Origin of the sequence: Bacillus sp. cl96 (genome assembly GCF_900100505.1) — a bacterium.
Taxonomy (GTDB): Bacteria; Bacillota; Bacilli; order Bacillales; family Bacillaceae_G; genus Bacillus_A; species Bacillus_A cereus.
Window position 1 is genome coordinate 17,001 of sequence record NZ_FNDM01000007.1, and the last position, 21,982, is coordinate 38,982.

Genomic DNA, 21,982 nt, shown 5'->3' on the forward strand with positions numbered 1-21,982 from the left:
TCCACTTCATAATAAAAGATTGATGTGCATGTAAATGTACCCATATCACTTTCAAAATAAGAATGAGAATTTTTTCAACAAAAATAAGATGCAGTTATTGATTTTACAGTAAAAAAAGCCCCTCCATTTTGAAAATGCGCAATCAAAATGAGTAGGGCTATTTCCAATTTAAATTTTATAAAAGAATGATTATCATAAATAATATTTTACTTTTTAGTCTACCTTATTATTTTCAATCCATTTTCCTAATAAATGAATGGATTTTATTCCTATAATTTGAGGTGGTATCGTTGTTTTTTTAAAATAGAAAGCTTATTTTCAAATCAAATGAAAAAGAGGTAAAATTATAGATATTCATGTAGAAATTTCGTTTTGGGGATACTTAAAATCTTAAGGTGATGGGCATGTGGTGTTATACTTTAAAAGCTCTATAAATTTTATAGATATAGCGATTTTCTTTATTAATAATCATTTGTATGTGCGTTTACTCACACACATACAAATGATTTATAAAGCCACAATTAAGTGAAAACATCTTTTCCGTTACGATAACATCATAGCCATGTCTTCTGCTGCATTTGTAATTAGTTTTAAACCAAATGTTTCTTGTAATACATCAAGCACGCCAGGTGAAATAAATTCAGGAGCCTTTGGACCGATGCGAATATCTTGAATTCCAAGACTAAATAGCCCGAGTAAAATGGCAACCGCTTTTTGTTCAAACCATGATAGCACAATACTTACTGGCAATTCATTCACTTCACATTGGAAAGCATCAGCTAATGCAGCTGCTATTTTCACTGTAGAAATGGAATTATTACATTGTCCTAAGTCGATGTAGCGCGGAATCTCGGTACCAGGTACAACACCGTAATCCACATCATTAAAGCGGAATTTCCCGCAAGAAGTTGTTAAAATAACTGTTTCTGACGGAAGTGACGTTGCTAATTCACGATAATATTCTCCACCTTTTCCCGGTGCATCACAACCGGCAATAACAAAGAAACGCTTTATCTTCCCCTCTTTTACTGCATTAATAATTTCCGGAGCTAATGATAATACTGTATTATGATGAAACCCTGTTACTAACTGTTCATCCGACTCCATATGTACTTCTGAAAGTTCTAGTGCTTTTTGAATCAATGGTGTAAAATCATCATTTTCAATTTTTTGTACACCCTCTAAACCTGCAATGTCATATGAAAAGAATCGATCAGAGTATGATCCTTTAATTGGCATAACACAGTTCGTTGTAGCTAATATGGCACCAGTAAATTTTTCAAAAAGGCGTCTTTGATCATACCATGCCTTACCGATGTTTCCTTTTAAATGTTTATATTTTTTCAGTTGCGGGTATCCGTGTGCTGGTAGCATTTCAGAATGCGTATAAATATTAATGTCTTTTCCTTCTGTTTGCTTTAATAGTTCTTCTAATGCAAATAAATTATGGCCGTAACTACAATTGCTTTACCTTCTACACGATTTTGTGTAATTTGTACAGGTTCTGGCACACCAAAATGATTCGTATGTGCCTCATCTAATAATTCCATCACCCGTAAAGCTGATTTCCCCACTTTCATAGCCATATCAATATGCTCTTGTTCGTTAAAATTAGAATTTGTTAATGTCATATATAAAGCTTCTTGTGTTGTAGCATCTACAAATCCATCCGTATACCCTAGCTGAGCAGCATGTGTGCGATAAGCTGCAATTCCTTTTAGCCCAAACACAATCGTATCTTGTAGACTCGCAATCGTTTCATTCTTCCCACAAACACCCATTACTTTACATCCGCCTGTTGGCGTTTGTTCACATTGATAACAAAACATATCATCCCACCCTCTCCCAATCATTCATTACACCTTAAGCATAATACCCATTGAAAAAAAGTGATGTGATATCAATCACAATAATATATAAAGATTTGTGACAGTTCATATTGTTGACATAATATTTTTATTGACACTAAAAAATAAGCATTAGTGTGCACACATCTTTCGATACTTTTAAATAGCTAATTAATTTGGAGAAATATATAAAACGAAAAAAATTTTGAGTCCCATGTACAAATAGTTGCAATTCATTACATATGAAAATAGACATACAAATACGCTCTTCTTTCTATCATTCAATAGAAAGAAGAGCGTATTTGTCATTTTAAGGAACTATCATTTTTTTATTAAAGCCTTCATTGTAAACCTCTTTATTTACAATACATTTACACTATCTTAACATTACTTACATTATTTATATGATATATTTATATAGAAGCTATTTAAGAAATTTCATATACATTTTATCTTTATGATCTCTAATCTAATCAATAAAAAGATCATGTTATATTTTTATAACAGGGGTGAATTACGATGACTGAAACTTTAAAAACACTTATAATGCTTGATGCTACTTACGTTGTTATTGCAATTATGACAGTACTAGTATTTGTATACTTGGAATTAAAATCTCAGTAATATATGCTGACGTAATCGACAAATTCAGCATTTAAATATAGTTAGAAGAAAGAGAGGAGAAAATTATTTCTCCTTTCTTTTGTATTTCTACAATTTCTTATTTTAATAAATCCAATGTATGTAAAAGTAATCCCTTGTCTCCTACTTCTCCATGACCAGGTACTACCGAATTTATATTTCCATATCGCTTCAGCACATTCTCAATCGATGTAGACCATTCATTTACATACGCATCCGCAACATTTCCTAAATCTTTAGCTTCCGCAGATTTTACTAAACAGCCTCCAGCTAAAATTTGATATTGTGGCAACCAAACAACAATATTATCTTCTGTATGTCCTTTCCCTGGATAGAACGTTTCTACTTTTGTATTGCCAAACTTCAAACTCGTAATTGTTTGTAAATCTCCAAGCGGCTCTTCATATCCACTGTTCTTTGCTAGTTCTGCGGTTAATGCTGTACTATGCGCTTTAATGCCTCTTTCTTTCAACGTTTTTATTCCGCCAATTCGATCAGCGTGCGCATGTGTAATAACGACATCTGTTACGCGCTTCTGAAATTTCTTTTCTACCATTTCTATTAGTTCCTTCGTTAATTTATCATCCCAAGAAGAATCAACAAGCACTAGTCCTTTAGCAGTATTAAGAACTAGACCGTTCGAAGGAACTGCTTCTCCATTAAAATAACCTAACTCCGTATGAACCCATACATTCTTGTTTAACTGAGATATTGAAATGGTTCCCGTCTCATTTTTAATTACTGTTTGCTCTACCTTTTGTGATGCTTGTACAGAAGAAATCGTGCTAACAAATTGAGTTGTTCCTAGTAAACTTACACATAATCCTACTTTTAACAACGTATTCTTTTTCATGTTATCAACCCTTTCTTTCAAGCTAAATAGTTATTACCTATATTAGACAATTCATCTCAAATGTTTGTTCCATCTTCATTTGCATACTTTTATGTAATTAACAAAAAAGCGTACAAAATTTTGTACGCTTTAAAACTTAATCTTCCATTCCATAATTCTCAAACTCTTCCTCATTCCCATAAAATACATTCAAATCAATATGCTTTTCTTTTCCATTATAACCGCTTAATCTCCCGCGGTTCGTGTATTGCCAAAACGTCCATTTTCTCTCATCAGATAAACTCGGTTTTGCAAGAACACTACGAATCCATATATTACATTTTGGATACGCATCCTTTATATATAAATCATACGCCTCTTGCGTTGCATACAATATTACTTTCTTATCGTAATGTTTTTCTAGCATTTCAATCATAACCGACAACTCTTTCGTAACATCTTCACGCTTAGGGGGATTATCTTTTTTGTTAGCGTAAAACTCAACATCAATCACGGGTGGCAGTGCTTGTTTATATTTTGGAACAGTTCGTATAAATTGTTCTGCTTGTGTTTCACCCTTACTATCGAAACTAAAAAAATGATACGCTCCGATGCGCATATCTGTCTTATTCGCATTCCTCCAATTTTTCGAAAAGTACTCATCCACAAACGAACTTCCTTCAGTCGCCTTTATAAACGCAAACTTCATATTTTGCTTTTCCAACTCTCTCCAATCTATATCCCCTTGATACGATGCGACATCTACACCTTTTATTTCATACTTATCAGCACTTATTTGATTCGGAATGAATATGCCTTGAAAAACTAAGTAAACGACAACACTTATTACACTAATTAAAGTAAAGATTCCTCCTATAATAAGCTTCTTTTTCATTCATATCACCCATCTTTACAAATTAAAATTCTACTTACCATTCACGCTTTTTATTAATTTTCATTTTTTCTTTAAACGCCTTCTCTAAATCAATATTTAATTTATTTGCTAAATCACATATATTCCAAATTACATCAAACATTTCTAAACTGATTTCTCTTTTCGCATCTTGTATTGTATCACGCTTTAATATGACTTCCGCTAATTCACCTAATTCCGCCATCGTATATATCGTACGCTCTTCAATTGTTGTATCTTGAAATCCTTTTTCTTTACTGAAATTTGATACATACCTCTGAAACTCCACAATATTCATACTTAATCTCCCCTTATCACAAATACTCCATTTTTCTATTACACTTAAAACCAAAATTGCATTTTGTTAAATTATAACATTCAGACTATAATTTATTTATAGCCCATTAACGGAGGTGTTTGCAATGACTCTCTTCGCTTCACCAACATTATTTATAGTAGCAATCATTTCATTTGCACTAGCTTATTTCATCGGAGTAAAGCAGTACACTTGGCTCTTATCAGGATTCAACAAACGCCGCGTACCTGATAAAGTGAAACTATCAAAAATAGTAGGTCTTTATAATTTAATTGCTGGTGTCATTGCGACAATCGGTAGTGTCTTCACTACGCCTAATGTCACAATCGTTATTCCTATCATTATAATTGGACACTTTATTATCGCCGCTTATGTAAATACACGCATGGTGCAGTGAAAAAAGATCACCCAAATGGATGATCTTTTTTATAATTTATTAACATATTGCTTCGCTTCTAGTAAGGAAAAACCAAAAGCTTCTCTTACTCTCTTAACTGCTGTAACTTTTTTGCCTTCTTCTACAAGCTGGCGTAGTTCTTTATTAATTTCAGGTTCTCTTTCTACAATTCCCATTTCTTTCGTAATTAATTGTAATCTATCTTCAATTCTCTTTAAATGCGCATCATTTTTCTTTTCAATTGTAGTTAATTTTTCAGCGATATAAATGAAACCAAAGGCTACTATCAGTATAACCATCCAGAATTCCATGAATGTTCCCCCTTACTAACTTTCATTTGCTTTATTCCACTAACTTATGTAAATTTTACCACAATACACATTTAATGTATAATATCACTATATCAAACTGTTAATAAAACCTATTATTTTAGGGGGACACTTTATGAAAAGATTTTTAAATACGTTACTTCAATTTGTAGTTCTTTCAATCGTGCTACATTTGTTATTTGATATAGTTGGTTGGCTTGTTTTCAATGCACCAATTAAAAACAAACAAATCATCATTTCTTTAATAACAATCTCATGGGTTATGTACATGTACCGAGACAAATTTTTTCAAAAGTTCACTTCAAACTAACAAAAAAAGAAAACACTTCATTGGTGAGGTTGTAAAAACGTTATCCTTATAATGAAAATAAAGAAGCTGTTCCTTCCAGCTTCTTTATCTATATAACATTTTTCGCAACAATTTTTATATGTTCTGGTGCGATAATCTCCGTTATACTTTCTTGGAAATCTTCCCGCAACATTTCTTCCAAATGTTCTAACTGCACTTCAACATGAGTGCATTCTAAATTATGTATATTTAACAGTGCATAATGATCTTTTTTCTTAATTACTAAATATTGATTTGCCTCTGTCACAAGTACAGAACCTAATCGGACTCCTAGTAAGCGTTGATCATCAAACTTCATAATTACTTCTCCTTCCCTCATATAAACAAAATTACAATGAAAATAATTACATTTATGGAAAAACACACTTATTTAGACTATATCATAATTTACTAAAATAGAAATATCTTTTTCTGTTTTAATAAAAATCCCTATTTTTTCGTATATTTCGATACAAAAAACTTTCTCAACATTAAATTTGAATTTTCAGTTTTTAATTCTATGAAAGTCTATTATAATAAAGTTAATAAATGTTTGACCTCTCCTAATTCATGTACATATGGATGATCAGTAGTTATTGCTACTGATCTATTTTTTTGATTTCAGAAAGTACATACTCTGCATCCTTTCCTACACCACAAATAAGTGCGGAACCCCTTTGAGATTGCCATGGTAAACCGATATAATACAATCCTTTTACGGGACTGATTCCCTTTATATGATTAGGAAATCCTTTCTCATTCACTGCCTGTTCAATTTCAATCCAATTATAATTTTGAACAAAACCAGTTGACCATATAATGCTTTCTGCACTATAAGTATCACCATTCTGAAACATAATGTTATTTCCTGATGCACTTACTACTTTTTCTTGCAGTTTGATTGCTCCATTACGAATAAGTTTCTTACCTTCAAAACCGAAAATAGGGTCCTTTCTCTTCTGAAACCATCTTCCCCTCTTTGTATTTATTTCAGCGTACAATAAACCCACTTTTTCTAGCAGATTAAAAATACTTTTTCCAAAAAGTTGTAACGGTAAAAACGTTAAAGGATGACTAATAGACACCGTAACTTCATGAGTCTTTGCCAGTTCTACTGCAATTTGCATTCCTGAATTCCCACCACCTACTACTAGTACTTTTCCCTTAGGAATTTGTGATGGTGATTTATATTGTGATGAATGTATTTGAAAAATATGTGATGATAGATTTGCTGAAACTGAGGGAATAAACGGTTGCTGAAAAGCACCTGATGCGATAATAACTTTTTTCGTTTGTAAAATTTCTGTAGGAGTATGTAATTCAAATATTTCTTTTTCTTTCTTTATTTTTAGAACTTCCGTTTGTAATTGTACCGGTAATTGAAAATGTCTTGCATATTCTTCTAAATAAGTTGCAATTTCATCTTTATATGGAAATTCATTTTTTTCACCTATTAACGCCATACCCGGCAAGCTACTGTAAGACCTTGGGGTAAAAAGCTGCAAAGAATCATATCGATTTCTCCATGAATCACCAACTCGTTTTCCTGCCTCAAGTAATAAAAAATTATACCCTTCTTGCTTCAAGTAATATCCCATTGTTAATCCAGCTTGACCCGCCCCAATAATAATTAGATCTTTCATTCTAATCCCTCCTCTTCTTAAACGCATGAATACTTGTTCATATATTCATACGTTTCCATAATCATAACATTTTCTTTTTATATGATTCAATATCTACTCAAAATAAAAAAGAGCAGTTCACTGCTCTATGAACTACTCTTCATTCCATTTCTACAATTTTTCCTCGTATAGTGTAATTCTATTTGAAAACGGATCAATTACAGTTAATTCAATTGTACCCCAAGGTGTTTTTTCTATATTCGGCTTCGAATAAGCATATTCTTTACTTAATACTACAGAATGATAATCCTTTACATCATCTATTTTGATCCGAATCGCACCACCTGGTGAGGCATCACCATGATGTTCTGATAAATGTATCACAGCATCCTGTAACGAAATTTGCAAATATAATGGCATATTTTCCTCATACCGATGTTCCCAATCCAGTTTAAATCCTAAAAAACCTAAGTAAAATAGTTTTGCTTTTTCAATATCAAAAATTCTAAATATAGGTGTTATCATTTATACTCTCCTCCTATTTATAAACATCTGCTGCCAATTCTCCCAAAACTTCCACGTTTACTACTTCAAAACAACCATCATTCTTCTTTATTATCTCTTTATCACAAAAAACATTTAATGTGCGCAACAAATGCCGATAGCTCGTTCCTAACAATTCCGCTGTTTCCGTTAAATTCCCACTAAATACAATTCTATTTCCGTGCTGTACTGCCCGTTCTCCTGCTGCTAACATGTAACTCGCAAGTCTATTTTCAAGCGGATACAATAAATTAATTGTACTATTTTTTGAAAGTCGATTTAACTTATGTGCTAACGATCCACAAATACATCTTAAAAATTTCGCATCATGAAATAGCTGATTTCTCACTTTTCCTAATGGTAAACCAACACAATATGAATCTGCCATTACTTGTACATTTGAAGTAATCCTTTGGGAATGAATTAACTCTACATCTCCAAGTAACTGCAAACTATCATAAAAACACAGTAATACGGATTTCCCGTTACTTAATGTGTTAAACGCTTTCGCTTTTCCTTCAACAAAGAAATATAAATAATCTATCTCTTCATTTTCTCTACAAATAAACTCATTCTTTTTAAAAAATATAAGTTCCATATATGGCTTCATATCATGACTAAAAAATGAATCAATATTATTTTTCTTCATATACTCTGCTAATTTAATAGAATTACATACTTTCTTCATAGTTCCCCACCTTTACAACTCATCCCCATTGTAATCAAAATTTTCTTCTTCCACTATGACATATGTCATAACAATACACAATTTCAGCATGATACAGTCATTACAAATATGAAATACAAAGGGGATATTACATTGTATAACTTTCTTTCTGTCTTTATTGGTGTGCTCATCGCCGTTATGCTTCCATTGAATGGAATTTTATCTGAGTTAATTGGCAAGTACACAGCAAGCGTGGTCATTCACCTTGTCGGTTTAATTGCAGTTATCTTCATTTTAATCATAAACAAAAATAAAATTCGTTTCGATAAAAGTATTCCACTTTTTTTATATAGCGCTGGAGCGATTGGAGTATTCACTGTTCTTTTTAACAATATAAGTTTTTCCGTCCTTGGTGCTTCTATTACGATCGCATTAAGTTTACTCGGTCAATCTATTGCTTCCATCGTTATTGATCATTTCGGCTTATTAGGAATGAAAGTTGCAAAGTTTGAAAAGAAAAAACTAATTGGATTATATTTCATCTCTTCTGGAATTATAATCATGACAATTTATTAATGGGGGCAAGAAAATGTTATATATTACGATCGCTATTTTAGCTGGTGTTTCTATCGTTGTTGCTAGAATTATTAACGCGAATTTAGCAAAGGAAATTGGAAACTGGGAAGGCACGTTTTTCAATTATATTACTGGATTATTTTTCTCTATGTTATTTTTAATTTTCAGTTCAGATTCATTGTATATCCCTATTCATAAGTTGCAATCTATTCCTATCGCCGTATACTTAGGCGGATTAGTAGGAGTTATCGTTATTTCATTATCCAACTATATTACTCCTAAAATATCAGCCTTTTATTTAACATTACTCATCTTTATCGGACAATTATTTGCGGGGACTATTATTGATTTCTTCCTGACAAATGAACTCTCAATTGGTAAAGTTATCGGTGGCATTTTCGTATTAATTGGGCTCACTTACAATTTACTCATAGATCGCCCGATAAAAACTGTGAAGCATAACCAAGTTCAACTATAATACTTTACGCTTACCTATCATATATTAATAGAAAAGCTCTTCACACGAAGTAATAGAGAGGAGAAAATCCTATTAAAAAAATTATTTTATTGCTAGGTAGCGTATTAGTTATTTCTGGAATTGCATGGTTTATAAACTCGGGAAAATCTATTCAAGATCTCTATACTGCAAATAAGCCGAAAAAGAAAGCTACTATTATTTCAAGCTCGCGAGATCCAAATGAGCCCCCTGTTTTTTTAGGTAAACAGGAAATAAAAGATATACATGTCGAATCAATTAAAACAAAACAGGATATCTTTCTCACAAAAACAGATGAATTAAAAACGTTTATTAACAGTATGAATACCGCAAAAAAAGGTAAATTAACATTAGATGAAGAAGGATCAGACTTAATAGATTGTGATATGTGGATTACTTTCGAGGATGGAACTTATAAAAAATATTTCATATGGGTAGTTGATCATCACAGCAGCGAAGTGATGATTGCTCAGCAAGATACTCCTGATGATGTAAAACTTACGTACTATCAGTTAAACGAAGATAGTTCAAAAAAAGTTTATAATTTATTTAAAAAAATTATTTAAACGAAAAAGTCATGAGCACGCGAACTCATGACTTTTTGCACTATATATACTCAGGGAACACTCTACAACCCTTTTCCTGCTCTATATCATGACCAAAGAAAACAATTGGTTTCTCTTTCGCCACAACTCCTTTTAAACGTTTAATTGAAGATAAAGCTAATTCTGGATCAAATCCTGCGAACGGCACTTCATCTTCAAAATTCTCTTTCGTGTACGATGCATCAATTGTTAATAAAACTGAACCGGATTGCTCCGTCTCAATGAATAACGACTGATGGCCTGGAGAATGACCTGGCGTATACAATAATTGAACACCTGGTACCACTTCATAATCCCCTTCAATAATTTTGTAGTTCAAATGCGGTAATATACATTCTTTCATATATTCTTCTCTATGAAGTGCTGCCTCATATTCCGTTCGCTGCACAATAATCGGTGTATTTGTAAAAGCACCGTTTCCTCCTGCATGATCAAAATGTAAGTGAGAACTAATAATATATAAAAGGTCGTCCGGCTCATACCCTACACGCTTTAATATATTCACGATTCTATCTTCTTCAGTCATTTTCGGTAAAATCTGTCCTTCAACAAATGTACCGTTAAAAAGCCCTTCATTATTAACTGCACTTTCTGGCATACCTGTATCTACTAAAATAGGCCCCTCTTCTGTCTCCAAAAGATAACACCATACAGGTAAGTTCAATAAATTCCCCGGCGCGAGTGTACCATTAACAGAAGAATGATCTAACATACAACGACCTGCTGGGATGAAATAAAGCTTCTTTACTGTCATTATGTATCCACCTTTACATTTAGTTTGGGATAAAGTAATACAATAAAAAATTCTTCTTTTTAGAAATAAACTCCTTCTAGACTATCAGTACAGCTTACATAAAAATGAAACATTAACACCGATTAACGCTGAAAACTTAAAGAAAGCACATGCACTACTTGAAAGCGGGCACACCATTGGGAAAATCGTATTAGAGAGATTTTAATCATGATAGTGACAGATAGTATGTGAAACTATATTAACGATTTTTCGAATATATCTATCATAACGTACAATATATCAACGATTTTTCAAATATATCTATCATAAATCAAATTATATCAACGATTCGTCAAGCTATATCGATTTATCGACAAATAGCAACAATAAGAAAAGGCTGTTCCAGATGAACAGCCTTTTCTTTATTTACTTGAAATCTCTTTATTATTTTGAACGTCTAACGGAGCTCGCTTTCCTATTCCGAAAGCATAGAAACTAATTGTAACGATAGCTAAGAAAATAATGCCTACAACTAATGAAATACGAGTATCATCGTTAAACCACATTCCGATTAATACCATAATTAAAAAGGCAATCGTTAAATAGTTTGTTACAGGAGCAAATGGCATTTTGAATGGATGATCTTTCATCTCTGCTCCCTTTTCTTTTCTAAAATTAATTTGACTAATTAAAATGACAAACCATGGTACCATACCAGGAAGTACACTCGCACTATATACATATACGAATAAGTTTTTCGGTGCGATGTAACTTAAAACAACACCAACCGCCAGACCGATAATTACGCCAACTGTACCAAATAAAGGTACACCATTTCCAGAAAGTTTCGTAAAATATTTCGGTGCTTGTCCATTTACACCTAACGTATAAAGCATACGACCAGCACTATAAATACCACTATTACAACCAGACATTGCTGCTGTAATAACAACAAAGTTAATAAGTCCAGCTGCTGCCGTAATACCAACTTTCGCAAAAGTTGCTACGAACGGACTACCAATTGTACTTAATTGATCCCACGGATACACAGTTACAATAACGAAAATAGCACCAATATAGAAAATTAAAATACGCCAAATTGTACTTTGAATCGCTCTTGTAAGTGTCTTCTTCGGATCCTTCGCTTCACCAGCAGTAATACCGATTAATTCCACACCTTGGTATGCACCAACTACAAGTGATAATGCAAAGAAGAATCCTGAGAAACCACCTGTAAAGAAACCGCCATTTGACCAAAGATTTGATATGCCAATCGCTTCTCCGCCGTTACCAATTCCAAAGAAAATAAGGCCAAATCCCGCAATAATCATTAATAGAATCGTAACGATTTTTATCATTGCAAACCAAAATTCAAATTCACCAAATGACTTAACAGAAATTAAGTTAGCTGCGCCAAGAATAACCATTGCAATTACACCTGGTATCCAAGCTGGTAAGTCCGGGAACCAATATTGCATATATGCTCCAACCGCAATAATTTCTGACATCCCAACGATTACCCACTGGAACCAGTTACTCCACGCTGTCATATAACCAGCTAACGGGTGAATATACTTATGACCGAACGTCGCAAATGAGCCTGTACTTGGCTCCATATACAACATTTCTCCCATGGCACGCATGATGAAGAAGATGAAAATACCTGCAATTGCATAAGCAAGCATTACTGACGGACCTGTCCATTTAATTGTACTGGCTGACCCCATAAACAAACCAACACCAATCGTTCCGCCTAAAGCAATCATTTGAATATGACGTGCTTCTAAACCTCTTTTCAATTCTTTGTTTGCCACTTCACTTCCCCCTCTTAGATGATTCATAGCCGCATTTTAACACAAGATGCTTTCCCCTAATTCCTTTCGGCCCTGAAAATGATGAAGCAAACGTCATTTTACACTAGCTTTAAAGCTATCCTAAAATCGTTTTGTGCTCCTAATAAAATTCTCAAAACCTTTCATCTTCCAATATTCTATAAATCTTAAAATTACTTACCTTATATTAATTCATTAATCTGAAAAATTCAATTATTTTTTTAATAAATTATTATACATAAGTCTGATTAATTTTTAACTAAATTAACAATAAAATACATCTATTCAATATGATTCCGGCATGTATATTATTACAATATAAATAACCGAGGAAAGTATTTCTTCCTCGGTTTCATATCTCAAATACTTCAACCTTTATAGTTAATAACGTAATTCCCCACACATTCGATTTATATACCAATGAGAAATTTAATATATTAATAAACTACTAACTTCTTTACCCCAGCCAAAATATAAAAGAGTCTCATTAAAAAATGAGACTCTTTTACAATTTCATATTTAAATCGATTTCGAAGTTTGCTTACCAAAGATAAATACCCTAGTAAACACTACCATTATAACTACAATAACCAGAAAATAAAGTGGCATCACTAGTAACGAGCCTGTATGCAGCTGACTCATTCCCAAAATTGTCATCGTTACAATTACATAGTACCCTAAACTAAACAATGCACCTGCTGTACCAATGACATCTTGAAAATCTACTAACGCTAAACTTAAACAATTAGGCAATGCTACTCCAATTCCTAATAGCAATATAAACATCGCTATTAAAAATACAACCATATATATTACATTCGGATTTGATCCCACAAACGTAATAACAGATAAAAGGATAGCTCCTCCTGTCATTACGAGACAACCGATATATATAATTTTCTCTGGTTTATAAGTAGCAAGTAAACGTTTTGAAATTTTCGCTCCAACAATAGAAGCAGATGCAACAACAATTCCTAGAAATCCATACATACTAGGCGATAATTGAAAATATTCAATAAAGATAAACGGCGCTTCTGCATAATAGCTAAATAAAACACCATTTGCTCCTCCAATTAACAGCCCATATGTTACCACTTTCGGATTTGTAATTAACCTCTTCAAGACTGAAAATACATTTATTTTATTCGTTACTGAGCCCGTTTTTGTTTCAGGAAGAGAAACAAACGTATACAGAAAAATACCGATACTCATAACTACTAAACTTAAAAATACTATTTTAAATCCAAACATTTGATCAAGAAAGCCACCAATTAACGGTCCTATCGCTGGTGTAAAAGCAATGACTGCCGAGATTTGAGCAAACATAACATGCCGCTTATGCCCTTCTACACTTTCCCGAAGAATCGTTTGTGTAACCACGGATCCTGCACTTGCTCCAAACGCTTGAATAAAACGACTTATCAATAAAACTTCAATGGAACTTGCAATATAGCATAAGAAACTCCCAGCGCCATATACGACAATTCCAAGTAACATCGCCCGGCGACGACCAATTATATCTGATAACCACCCAATAAAAAATACACCTAACGCAAAACCAGCAAAATACACACTAAGTGTTAACTGCACCTCATTATTACTTACATGTAACGCCTTTGAAATGTCTGGTAAAGACGGTGTGTAAATCGTTTCACTAATTTGCGGAAATGCGACAAGAACAATCATTAACAAAAGTGATGGTACTGAGACTTTTTTCATTTTTCATACCCTCCTATAACTTTGAAAATCCCAGAAATAAAAAGACTTTCCTTAGCTACGGAACAGGAGGGGCCATTATAGAAATCCGGTCATAAAACAACAAAGAAAACACCTCAATTACGTATGTTAATACTTATAGGAGGGTAATATTAACATCGATTTTTAAATATACTTTTTCAATTATATTACATACTACGTTTCTTTTACTAGTGCTCGGCCTTGGAGGATTGTTAAAAAGATAACTTGATGCAGTCACCTTTTTATGGAATAATTAGAAATAATTTTAATTTTTAAGTTTAATTATTAAACGATAGACTAGCCTTTCATTCAAGTTTTTATCACCTTTAATTGAAGGTTCTTTTTCTCTTTCTAGATCTTTTATAACTACTTTAATCATTCTTGTAACTATATCAATCCCTCTATTAATTTCCTTAGAGGATAAGTATGCAGATGAAAAGGAAACGGAAAATTTATAGCTTCTCATTTACATAAAAGAAAGAGGGGGCTCCCCTCTTTCTTTTAAATCATCCCTTTTAATATCAATCCTAAAACTGACATTATTATCGCACTAATAATAATTCGCAAAATCCAAGTAGTGTTTGTACTTATTTTTTCTAATTGCTTATTGATTGTTGCTATATCTTTCTCATTAATAGTAGTACGCGTTTCTAAAGCACGAATGTCTCTCATAATTTCTTTTTGCTCCGCCTTGAGACTGTCAATTTTAGCGTAAACATCTTCCATATATTCACACCCTCTGTTCATCTTAATAGAAAAATCTATATATATTATGAGACAACCCTCTTACCTGTGAATACATTGCGTACATCCGCGTACCAAATTATTTGTACAATCTAATTGAATTATTCATATGTTTCCTATCTTCTATATAAATCAGCGTTAAGATAAATTAAAAAAGGAATCCCTTGTTTATTTAACAACAAACAAGGTGCAATCCAACATTCGGGAGCACCTACGATAATTTCTATTGTTTTCATATTTACAACTCCATATAATCAGTATGATTTTCTGAAGAAGCCACTTTTTGAACTGCTTAAAGTATACTAATATGAATACGAAATAGCTGTATTGATAAACTCTCTAGAACAATAAATATACTGGCTGAAACGGATCTATATCCAATATTTTTTCCAGTAACATGAATGGTTATTTCTGATAAATACGTTTGTATATCATTGTTTTCAAAAATTTCATCCTCAACCTTTACAATATCTGCTTCACAATCTACTTCTTTAAAAGTTTTCAATAATTTTGTTTCCAATAAACTACAATCAAAATTCTCATCTTTTATTACGGCAAATTTAACCTTCATATCGATTTCCCCATTTTTAACAAACTAAAATCATTAAATCAATATAAATATATATTATTCTATTAAATAATTCAAAATATACGCTTCTCATATACATTATTAAAAATCAGTTCTAAAGAATTAAATGCAAAAAGAAATTACATATACAAATCCCCTATTTCAACTTAACTTTGTGTAATAATGCATATTTCAAATACATTATTTCCTTTCACTCATACTTTTATCATTGAGTTTTTATTCACAAATTCGTAACACATATATATGAGTTATTATGCTAAAATTAGTTTATTCACAAGAAGAAGTTATTCTTAATAAATCAATCATTTTTAATACCCTGTTTAAAGCCTTGCCCCCCTGCAAGGCTTTTTCCTATTTAACTAGAGTAGTAGTTTTCGTTATGCATCTCTCCCCTTTGTTCCTTACCCTACAAATAATACTGAATGTTTATTTTACTTTTTCAACATCCTTACTCGCTCTGTTCGAGAGCTCTTTACCAAATATTCAATCTAATGATAAAATTGACCAAATTAATATTTTCGTCCATAACTGTATCAAAAAGTACACTAAAGAAAAAATAGCACTCTCACGATTAAGTAAACGCGAGCTTTTTTCTTCTATCTACTTACTATTTAAGGTTAATAGTTTAGTAACAAGATTTAAAAATTCGACTTAAATTCATTAATGAATGGAGAGGTTTATATGAAATTAAAAGACAAAGTAGCAATCATAACTGGTGGTGCAAGTGGAATTGGCGAATCTACTGTTCGTCTTTTTATCGAAGAAGGTGCAAAAGTAGTTATTGCTGACTTTTCTGAACGTGGAAAAGAACTATCAGATGAATTAAATGCACATGGATACAATACGTTATTTATTAAAACCGATGTAACAAATGAGGCAGATATTAAACAGCTAATTCATGAGACAGTAAGTACATACGGTAAATTAGATATTATGTATGCCAATGCCGGCGTTGCTGATGATGCACCGGCAAACGAATTATCCTATGAAAAGTGGAAAAGAACTATTGATATTAATTTGTCTGGGGTATTCCTTTCTGATAAATATTCGATTGAACAATTTCTTAAACAAGGTACAGGTGGTGTCATCGTTAACGCTGGTTCGATTCATAGTTTTGTTTCATTACCTACACCAACAGCATACTCCTCTGCAAAAGGTGGTGTGAAACTATTAACTCAAAATTTATGTACTGCCTACGCTAAATATGGAATACGTATTAACGCGGTGTGCCCTGGTTATATTGACACCCCTTTACTAGGTAGTGTTAATCCTCAACAGAAAGAATATTTAGCTTCACTTCATCCACAAGGCAGACTTGGAACACCAGAAGAAGTCGCTAAAGCTGTCTTATTTTTAGCAAGTGATGATGCTAGTTTTGTTAACGGCACAACACTTCTTGTTGATGGAGGCTATACTGCACGTTAATTTAAAAATTTTGAAGCACCCTAAAAAATATATAGTCTTCAACAAGAAAAAGCGCCATCACAAGTGACGGCGCTTTTTCTATGTAAGAGCAACTAGAAGATATCCTTCTAGCCTACTCCCATTTATAAGTCCAAAACTGTTCAAGTTGCAGCCATTTTAATGTTGCTGCATCTTTGTTTTTTATTTTTGCATGCGTGTCTTCAAGCATTGCTTCTGTTTGTGAACGGTGCGCACCTAATGCAGTTAATTTATGATCAAATACTTCACTAATGTTATTTACAACATCCGGTTCTCCTAATACTGCTTCACGATTTTTCGTAATCGCAACAGCATGAATAACTGGGCGCTCTTCTTTTGGCATACGTGATACAGCGCGAACGACAGCGCGGCCAAATGCATTATGATCTGGATGTACACCGTGCTCTGGATAAAATGTAATAATTCGAGATGGATTTACTTCTTGAATGATTGCTTCAATTTTGTCAGCAACGAAATCAACATCTTCAAATTCTAACGTTTTATCATGGAAGCCAAGCATTCTTAAATCTTTAATACCCATCGCTTCACAAGCATCTTTCAATTCTTTCTTACGGATATGTGGAATCGTTTCACGGTTAGCGAATACGTTCTTACCCATGTTACGTCCCATTTGTCCTAGAGTACCACATGCATATGTTACAGGTACTCCTTGATCTGTTAATAAGCGAATTGTTCCTCCCGCAGCATATGCTTCATCATCTGGATGCGGAAATACAACAAGTACATGTCTCTCCATAAGTTTCCCTCCTTCTTACTTAAATGGTGTTAAGCTTAACTCAAGTGCAACTGCTAGACGACCTAAATTATCATGTCCAGCTAATAATAAACGCTCTTGATCGTCTACTTCCCAGTGCGTAATACCTTCAGCATATACCCAACCGTGATCCATTTTCAGACCAACTCGATATGGATTTGTTCCAGTTATCTTCCCGCGTTCAAAACGGATAATCGCATTTCGAATGAAAGCACCAACTGTCATCATCTTTTCATTTATGTGTGATGCATACGCTCCGTTTGTCGTTTCTAAATGAATATATACATCTTTATTTACAAAACGTTCAATTTCATTTTGAATAAGAGAACTATCTTTTACTATTTCCATCGGAATTCACCTCTTTAAACCATTTTACGCAAAAATAATGTAAATTGCTATCTCTATATTAGAGGACAACGCTCACTTTTCCTAATAATTTGCACTGTGTTTTTTATATTTTTTATATGATATGTAAAAAATACATTTTTTCCTTCACTTTGTTAAATAGTTTTCTTTCTTTTTTGAATTTGCTACAATATATTTTATCCCGTATTATTGCAGCGAGATACATTTCGACAATTGAATACATAATTTAAAGAAGGTGACATGATTGGAACAGTCAGCACATGAAGTAGCAAATTGGCAATATTATTTTGCAATTGCCGTATTTTTAATCACGTACGGATTTATTATTTCTGAGAAATTGAATCGTGCTGTAATCGCACTATTCGGTGCTGCTATTATGATTATTTTTGGAGTTGTAGATTTACATACTGCTTTCACATCACATATTCAATGGGAAACGATTACCCTTTTAATTGGGATGATGATTCTCGTACATATTACGAGTCAATCAGGCGTCTTTGAATTTGTGGCCATTAAAGCGGCAAAAGCAGCTGGCGGAAAACCGATTCGCATTTTATTATTACTATCCCTATTAACTGCTGTCGGATCAGCATTTTTGGACAATGTAACGACTGTTTTATTAATCGTTCCTGTTACATTATCCATTACACGTATTTTAAAAGTAAATCCTGTGCCTTATTTGATTTCAGAAGTGCTGTTTTCAAATATAGGCGGAACAGCAACATTAATCGGTGATCCACCTAATATTATGATTGGATCAGCAAACAAGCATTTAGACTTTAACGCCTTTTTACTTAACTTAGCTCCAATCGTAATTATTATTTCTATTGTGACACTTGGCATTATTTACTTCATGTACCGTAACAAACTAAAAACAACACCTGAACAAATCGAAAAACTAATGGCATTAAATGAAAAAGATTATATTAAGGATCAAAGCCTCCTTTTAAAATCTATTTCGATTTTAGGACTAACTATTTTAGGCTTCGTACTTCATTCGATTATTCATGTAGACGCTGCCGTTATAGCGATGACAGGCGCTACACTTCTTATGTTAATCGGCGTGAAAGAACATGATATTGAAGATGTATTTGCCCACGTTGAATGGGTAACCATTTTCTTCTTCGCCGGACTATTCGTTCTCGTTGGCGGGTTAATTGATATCGGACTTATCTCTTCACTTGCAAAAGAAGTAATCGGCGTAACAAACGGTGACATCGGATTCGCAGCTATACTTATTTTATGGGTATCTGGCATCGCATCTGCGACAATCGACAACATCCCTTTTGTCGCTACGATGATTCCTCTTATTCAAGACTTAGCTACAGGACTCGGACTATCTGTCGATTCTCCGCAAATCGAAGTACTATGGTGGGCGTTATCTCTTGGAGCTTGCTTAGGAGGAAATGGAACGCTAATCGGAGCATCTGCAAACGTAGTCGTTGCTGGTATTGCAAAACGTGAAGGACATGCTTTCTCGTATATGGACTTCTTAAAAATTGGTTTACCATTAACTATTGTTGCACTCTTGTTATCACATGCTTATATATATTTACGTTATTTAATGTAAAAGTTGTATTGCATGAAATTATATCGTCAAATCCAAAAGGTTTGCAGCATCGTGCTGCAAACCTTTTTTCATCACCAAAATATACCGATAATTGCTAACCCACCTAAAATCATACCACCAATTTGTCCAACAATTGTTGGTGATAATTGAACACCTTTTCTCACTTCAACAACTGGTCTTTCGTGCCTTAGTTGCTGCACTTCGCTTTGCAGTTGATGTACACTTCCGTGTAACTCTTTAATTAGTTCCTTTAATTCAGCGACCTCTTCATTTACTGGTTTTGCTTTTTCTAAATTCATTTTACATAACTCCTTATAAATTCAATCAGTTCACTGTAAATTTTCGCTAATTATCATTATATCTCCTGCATACTACATATATAATATTGAATGTATTCGCTAATCTTGCAACCCTATCCATTCATCCCGCAATATCCCCATAATGATACGATCAAAACACTTCCCATCTCTTTGAACCGCTTCTCTCATACACCCTTCCATCTGAAAACCTATCTTTTTATACAACGCAATGGCTGCTTTATTATAAGAAATCACATCCAGACCGACGCGGTGTAAATTCAATTCATAGAAAGCATACTTTAAAATAAGATGTATTGCTTCTTTCCCATATCCTTTTCCTCTATCATTCGCATCTCCTATACCAATGGCTAATAAACCTGTTCTGTTATTCCACTCTATACCATGAATCGCCACAAAACCAATTAAGCCATCTTCTTGAACTGTCCTTACCATGAAAGAAACACTATTCGATCTTCGTCCTTTTAATAACCCATCACTTGCTATTTCATTTAAAGATTGCGGGAATGCTACATCTGTATCAACATTTCTTAAATACTCACTATCTTCTTGCCACATAGCCATTACTTCAGCATCTGTTTCTCTCATAGCTGATAATTTAATCGTTTTATTTCGAAAAAGATTCATTGTCATTTCAAACTCCCCCTTTTTTAATAACGGGGATACTTATTTTAGCCTATTTATCCCCTTGTTCCATAAACTGCTTTATAAACGGGATACTTACAATAAGCGCTGACATTGGCACATCTCCTCTACGTTAAATTAAATTCATTGTATAATTTTTCATTTATTCTAACAATAAAAAAAGACCCTCTAAATTTAGAGGATCTTCCTAACGACGAATCGATATTATTTCGTAAACATTTTCTCCGCTTCATCCATTGCCATTTTGTTTCCTAAAGCAGAATAGTCAAGCCATGGTTGATCATTGATAATGTATACGTGCTTGCCTTTAACTGCTTTTAAGTCTTTCCAGATTGGTGTTTCTTGAAGTTGTTTAAATGCAGCTTTTGCTTTATCGTCTCTGTTTACAACAACGAAAATAGCATCTGCATCAAAGTCAGGTAATACTTCTTGTGAAATGACTTCGAAAGGACGGTTTCCATCGATTTTCTCTACACCATTTGCAGGTTGTAACCCTAGGTCTTGGAATAAAATTGGTCCCATCGGTCTTTTCGTACTAAATACACGCAATTCTTTTGCAGTAACGCGAATTGCCATTACTTTTTCGTTATTACCTAGCTCTTTATCTATTAAACCTTTTACTCGTTTTGATTGCTCTTCGTAATCTTGAATATATTTATCTGCTTCTTTCTCACGGTTTACAAGTTTACCAACTTGTTTTAAATGCTCTCTCCACGTACCTTCATCTAAATTGAAAGAATGTGTTTTTGCAATTTTTTCGTATTTCGCTACATCTTTACCAGCATATTTTTCATCAACATAAATGTCAGTTGGCTTTAATTGAAGTAACGCTTCCATATTCGGATCTGTTACAACACCAAGCTTCTTCGTATCTTTCAACTTCTCTTTAGCGTGCGGTAAGAAATCTTTTAAATCTCCACCAATAACAGAACCTACTGGTGTAATTCCTAATGCAAGTAAATCATTCGTTAAATGAATAGACATTGAAGCAATTTTTGGGTCATTACTTTTTTCCGTTTTTTTCGTTGCCTCTTCATTAGCTTTCGTTTGACCACATGCTGCTAATACTAAAATACACATCATGCTAAATAAAATAGTAAGTTTCTTTTTCATATGTT

26 protein-coding genes and 1 pseudogene are annotated in these 21,982 nt (G+C 33.2%); 7 read left to right on the plus strand and 20 right to left on the minus strand.

Features of this window, described 5'->3' with window-relative positions; all coding sequences use genetic code 11:
- Window positions 1-543: 543 nt before the first annotated feature.
- From hcp to BLT20_RS16475, 4 genes and pseudogenes are all read right to left on the minus strand, one after another.
- A pseudogene (gene hcp / locus BLT20_RS16455) lies at window positions 544-1,829 on the minus strand (hydroxylamine reductase).
- Between the two features lie 739 nt (window positions 1,830-2,568).
- Window positions 2,569-3,342 (minus strand): BcII family subclass B1 metallo-beta-lactamase, encoded by a 774-nt coding sequence (gene bla2 / locus BLT20_RS16465; RefSeq protein ID WP_000742486.1) that lies wholly within the window; start codon window positions 3,340-3,342, stop codon window positions 2,569-2,571.
- 136 nt (window positions 3,343-3,478) lie between these two features.
- Window positions 3,479-4,216 carry a glycoside hydrolase family 25 protein gene (locus BLT20_RS16470; protein WP_000727821.1) on the minus strand — a complete coding sequence of 246 codons (738 nt, stop codon included), beginning with the start codon at window positions 4,214-4,216 and terminating at the stop codon, window positions 3,479-3,481.
- 34 nt (window positions 4,217-4,250) lie between these two features.
- Complete coding sequence (locus BLT20_RS16475; RefSeq protein WP_001028134.1) at window positions 4,251-4,532, minus strand: MazG nucleotide pyrophosphohydrolase domain-containing protein; 282 nt, start codon at window positions 4,530-4,532, stop codon at window positions 4,251-4,253.
- Between the two features lie 124 nt (window positions 4,533-4,656).
- Between BLT20_RS16475 and BLT20_RS16480 the strand changes: the two genes are divergently transcribed.
- On the plus strand, window positions 4,657-4,947 hold the full coding sequence (locus tag BLT20_RS16480; protein ID WP_000171775.1) for a DUF3784 domain-containing protein: 291 nt from the start codon (window positions 4,657-4,659) through the stop codon (window positions 4,945-4,947).
- A gap of 29 nt (window positions 4,948-4,976) precedes the next feature.
- Here BLT20_RS16480 and BLT20_RS16485 read toward each other — a convergent pair whose 3' ends face one another.
- On the minus strand, window positions 4,977-5,258 hold the full coding sequence (locus tag BLT20_RS16485; protein ID WP_000397720.1) for a hypothetical protein: 282 nt from the start codon (window positions 5,256-5,258) through the stop codon (window positions 4,977-4,979).
- A gap of 133 nt (window positions 5,259-5,391) precedes the next feature.
- Here BLT20_RS16485 and BLT20_RS16490 point away from each other — a divergent pair, with 133 nt between their 5' ends.
- Window positions 5,392-5,586, plus strand: a complete 195-nt coding sequence (locus BLT20_RS16490; protein WP_000819660.1) for a hypothetical protein — start codon at window positions 5,392-5,394, stop codon at window positions 5,584-5,586.
- 88 nt (window positions 5,587-5,674) lie between these two features.
- Here the strand turns inward: BLT20_RS16490 and BLT20_RS16495 are convergent, their stop codons facing one another.
- The 4 genes from BLT20_RS16495 to BLT20_RS16510 form a co-directional block, all read right to left on the minus strand.
- Complete coding sequence (locus BLT20_RS16495; RefSeq protein WP_000666942.1) at window positions 5,675-5,923, minus strand: hypothetical protein; 249 nt, start codon at window positions 5,921-5,923, stop codon at window positions 5,675-5,677.
- Window positions 5,924-6,203: 280 nt separating this feature from the next.
- Window positions 6,204-7,247, minus strand: a complete 1,044-nt coding sequence (locus BLT20_RS16500) for a flavin-containing monooxygenase (RefSeq protein WP_000653867.1) — start codon at window positions 7,245-7,247, stop codon at window positions 6,204-6,206.
- A 150-nt stretch (window positions 7,248-7,397) separates the two neighbouring features.
- Window positions 7,398-7,751 carry a glyoxalase superfamily protein gene (locus BLT20_RS16505; RefSeq protein ID WP_000632406.1) on the minus strand — a complete coding sequence of 118 codons (354 nt, stop codon included), beginning with the start codon at window positions 7,749-7,751 and terminating at the stop codon, window positions 7,398-7,400.
- 13 nt (window positions 7,752-7,764) lie between these two features.
- The gene (locus BLT20_RS16510) at window positions 7,765-8,457 is read right to left on the minus strand and encodes a cyclic nucleotide-binding domain-containing protein (RefSeq protein ID WP_000754832.1); all 693 of its coding nucleotides are present in this window, start codon (window positions 8,455-8,457) and stop codon (window positions 7,765-7,767) included.
- Between the two features lie 108 nt (window positions 8,458-8,565).
- On the opposite strand from BLT20_RS16510, the gene BLT20_RS16515 reads away from it, so the two are divergent.
- The 3 genes from BLT20_RS16515 to BLT20_RS16525 all read left to right on the plus strand — a co-directional run bounded on the left by BLT20_RS16515 (window position 8,566) and on the right by BLT20_RS16525 (window position 10,074).
- Window positions 8,566-9,012: a DMT family transporter gene (locus BLT20_RS16515; protein ID WP_002026672.1), complete on the plus strand. Its 447-nt coding sequence runs from the start codon at window positions 8,566-8,568 to the stop codon at window positions 9,010-9,012.
- A gap of 13 nt (window positions 9,013-9,025) precedes the next feature.
- Window positions 9,026-9,490, plus strand: coding sequence for a DMT family transporter (locus BLT20_RS16520; RefSeq protein ID WP_000965811.1), 465 nt, complete (start codon window positions 9,026-9,028; stop codon window positions 9,488-9,490).
- Between the two features lie 89 nt (window positions 9,491-9,579).
- Complete coding sequence (locus tag BLT20_RS16525; protein WP_000901707.1) at window positions 9,580-10,074, plus strand: hypothetical protein; 495 nt, start codon at window positions 9,580-9,582, stop codon at window positions 10,072-10,074.
- A gap of 40 nt (window positions 10,075-10,114) precedes the next feature.
- Here the strand turns inward: BLT20_RS16525 and aiiA are convergent, their stop codons facing one another.
- From aiiA to BLT20_RS16555, 6 genes are all read right to left on the minus strand, one after another.
- Window positions 10,115-10,867, minus strand: a complete 753-nt coding sequence (gene aiiA / locus BLT20_RS16530) for a quorum-quenching N-acyl homoserine lactonase AiiA (RefSeq protein WP_000216574.1) — start codon at window positions 10,865-10,867, stop codon at window positions 10,115-10,117.
- Between the two features lie 401 nt (window positions 10,868-11,268).
- Window positions 11,269-12,660: an amino acid permease gene (locus BLT20_RS16535; protein WP_001284417.1), complete on the minus strand. Its 1,392-nt coding sequence runs from the start codon at window positions 12,658-12,660 to the stop codon at window positions 11,269-11,271.
- A gap of 537 nt (window positions 12,661-13,197) precedes the next feature.
- Entirely contained in the window at window positions 13,198-14,397 is a 1,200-nt protein-coding gene (locus tag BLT20_RS16540; RefSeq protein ID WP_000758016.1) for a multidrug effflux MFS transporter, read from the minus strand.
- Between the two features lie 283 nt (window positions 14,398-14,680).
- Window positions 14,681-14,881: a hypothetical protein gene (locus BLT20_RS31335; RefSeq protein ID WP_001258264.1), complete on the minus strand. Its 201-nt coding sequence runs from the start codon at window positions 14,879-14,881 to the stop codon at window positions 14,681-14,683.
- 35 nt (window positions 14,882-14,916) lie between these two features.
- Window positions 14,917-15,141: a hemolysin XhlA family protein gene (locus BLT20_RS16550; RefSeq protein ID WP_000390461.1), complete on the minus strand. Its 225-nt coding sequence runs from the start codon at window positions 15,139-15,141 to the stop codon at window positions 14,917-14,919.
- A gap of 310 nt (window positions 15,142-15,451) precedes the next feature.
- Entirely contained in the window at window positions 15,452-15,730 is a 279-nt protein-coding gene (locus BLT20_RS16555; protein ID WP_000865005.1) for a hypothetical protein, read from the minus strand.
- A 699-nt stretch (window positions 15,731-16,429) separates the two neighbouring features.
- On the opposite strand from BLT20_RS16555, the gene BLT20_RS16565 reads away from it, so the two are divergent.
- On the plus strand, window positions 16,430-17,173 hold the full coding sequence (locus BLT20_RS16565; protein WP_000768022.1) for an SDR family NAD(P)-dependent oxidoreductase: 744 nt from the start codon (window positions 16,430-16,432) through the stop codon (window positions 17,171-17,173).
- 112 nt (window positions 17,174-17,285) lie between these two features.
- On the opposite strand, the gene bshB2 is transcribed toward BLT20_RS16565, so the two are convergent.
- Entirely contained in the window at window positions 17,286-17,948 is a 663-nt protein-coding gene (bshB2, locus tag BLT20_RS16570) for a bacillithiol biosynthesis deacetylase BshB2 (protein ID WP_000439483.1), read from the minus strand.
- A gap of 15 nt (window positions 17,949-17,963) precedes the next feature.
- Entirely contained in the window at window positions 17,964-18,314 is a 351-nt protein-coding gene (locus BLT20_RS16575; RefSeq protein WP_000407045.1) for a YojF family protein, read from the minus strand.
- A 262-nt stretch (window positions 18,315-18,576) separates the two neighbouring features.
- On the opposite strand from BLT20_RS16575, the gene BLT20_RS16580 reads away from it, so the two are divergent.
- Window positions 18,577-19,902, plus strand: coding sequence for an ArsB/NhaD family transporter (locus tag BLT20_RS16580; RefSeq protein WP_000437988.1), 1,326 nt, complete (start codon window positions 18,577-18,579; stop codon window positions 19,900-19,902).
- A gap of 71 nt (window positions 19,903-19,973) precedes the next feature.
- Here the strand turns inward: BLT20_RS16580 and BLT20_RS16585 are convergent, their stop codons facing one another.
- The 3 genes from BLT20_RS16585 to BLT20_RS16595 form a co-directional block, all read right to left on the minus strand.
- Complete coding sequence (locus tag BLT20_RS16585) at window positions 19,974-20,201, minus strand: coiled-coil domain-containing protein (protein WP_001047304.1); 228 nt, start codon at window positions 20,199-20,201, stop codon at window positions 19,974-19,976.
- 99 nt (window positions 20,202-20,300) lie between these two features.
- Complete coding sequence (locus tag BLT20_RS16590; protein ID WP_000178507.1) at window positions 20,301-20,852, minus strand: GNAT family N-acetyltransferase; 552 nt, start codon at window positions 20,850-20,852, stop codon at window positions 20,301-20,303.
- A gap of 216 nt (window positions 20,853-21,068) precedes the next feature.
- On the minus strand, window positions 21,069-21,977 hold the full coding sequence (locus BLT20_RS16595; protein WP_000728218.1) for an iron-hydroxamate ABC transporter substrate-binding protein: 909 nt from the start codon (window positions 21,975-21,977) through the stop codon (window positions 21,069-21,071).
- Window positions 21,978-21,982 lie beyond the last annotated feature (5 nt).

Excerpts from the sequence above, each read along its gene's own strand:
- bla2 (WP_000742486.1), bottom strand. The coding sequence starts at position 3,342 with ATGAAAAAGAATACGTTGTTAAAAGTAGGATTATGTGTAAGTTTACTA.
- BLT20_RS16470 (WP_000727821.1), bottom strand. The coding sequence starts at position 4,216 with ATGAAAAAGAAGCTTATTATAGGAGGAATCTTTACTTTAATTAGTGTA.
- BLT20_RS16475 (WP_001028134.1), bottom strand. The coding sequence starts at position 4,532 with ATGAATATTGTGGAGTTTCAGAGGTATGTATCAAATTTCAGTAAAGAA.
- BLT20_RS16480 (WP_000171775.1), top strand. The coding sequence starts at position 4,657 with ATGACTCTCTTCGCTTCACCAACATTATTTATAGTAGCAATCATTTCA.
- BLT20_RS16485 (WP_000397720.1), bottom strand. The coding sequence starts at position 5,258 with ATGGAATTCTGGATGGTTATACTGATAGTAGCCTTTGGTTTCATTTAT.
- BLT20_RS16490 (WP_000819660.1), top strand. The coding sequence starts at position 5,392 with ATGAAAAGATTTTTAAATACGTTACTTCAATTTGTAGTTCTTTCAATC.
- BLT20_RS16495 (WP_000666942.1), bottom strand. The coding sequence starts at position 5,923 with ATGAAGTTTGATGATCAACGCTTACTAGGAGTCCGATTAGGTTCTGTA.
- BLT20_RS16500 (WP_000653867.1), bottom strand. The coding sequence starts at position 7,247 with ATGAAAGATCTAATTATTATTGGGGCGGGTCAAGCTGGATTAACAATG.
- BLT20_RS16505 (WP_000632406.1), bottom strand. The coding sequence starts at position 7,751 with ATGATAACACCTATATTTAGAATTTTTGATATTGAAAAAGCAAAACTA.
- BLT20_RS16510 (WP_000754832.1), bottom strand. The coding sequence starts at position 8,457 with ATGAAGAAAGTATGTAATTCTATTAAATTAGCAGAGTATATGAAGAAA.
- BLT20_RS16515 (WP_002026672.1), top strand. The coding sequence starts at position 8,566 with ATGAAATACAAAGGGGATATTACATTGTATAACTTTCTTTCTGTCTTT.
- BLT20_RS16520 (WP_000965811.1), top strand. The coding sequence starts at position 9,026 with ATGTTATATATTACGATCGCTATTTTAGCTGGTGTTTCTATCGTTGTT.
- aiiA (WP_000216574.1), bottom strand. The coding sequence starts at position 10,867 with ATGACAGTAAAGAAGCTTTATTTCATCCCAGCAGGTCGTTGTATGTTA.
- BLT20_RS16540 (WP_000758016.1), bottom strand. The coding sequence starts at position 14,397 with ATGAAAAAAGTCTCAGTACCATCACTTTTGTTAATGATTGTTCTTGTC.
- BLT20_RS31335 (WP_001258264.1), bottom strand. The coding sequence starts at position 14,881 with ATGAGAAGCTATAAATTTTCCGTTTCCTTTTCATCTGCATACTTATCC.
- BLT20_RS16550 (WP_000390461.1), bottom strand. The coding sequence starts at position 15,141 with ATGGAAGATGTTTACGCTAAAATTGACAGTCTCAAGGCGGAGCAAAAA.
- BLT20_RS16555 (WP_000865005.1), bottom strand. The coding sequence starts at position 15,730 with ATGAAGGTTAAATTTGCCGTAATAAAAGATGAGAATTTTGATTGTAGT.
- BLT20_RS16565 (WP_000768022.1), top strand. The coding sequence starts at position 16,430 with ATGAAATTAAAAGACAAAGTAGCAATCATAACTGGTGGTGCAAGTGGA.
- bshB2 (WP_000439483.1), bottom strand. The coding sequence starts at position 17,948 with ATGGAGAGACATGTACTTGTTGTATTTCCGCATCCAGATGATGAAGCA.
- BLT20_RS16575 (WP_000407045.1), bottom strand. The coding sequence starts at position 18,314 with ATGGAAATAGTAAAAGATAGTTCTCTTATTCAAAATGAAATTGAACGT.
- BLT20_RS16585 (WP_001047304.1), bottom strand. The coding sequence starts at position 20,201 with ATGAATTTAGAAAAAGCAAAACCAGTAAATGAAGAGGTCGCTGAATTA.
- BLT20_RS16590 (WP_000178507.1), bottom strand. The coding sequence starts at position 20,852 with ATGACAATGAATCTTTTTCGAAATAAAACGATTAAATTATCAGCTATG.
- BLT20_RS16595 (WP_000728218.1), bottom strand. The coding sequence starts at position 21,977 with ATGAAAAAGAAACTTACTATTTTATTTAGCATGATGTGTATTTTAGTA.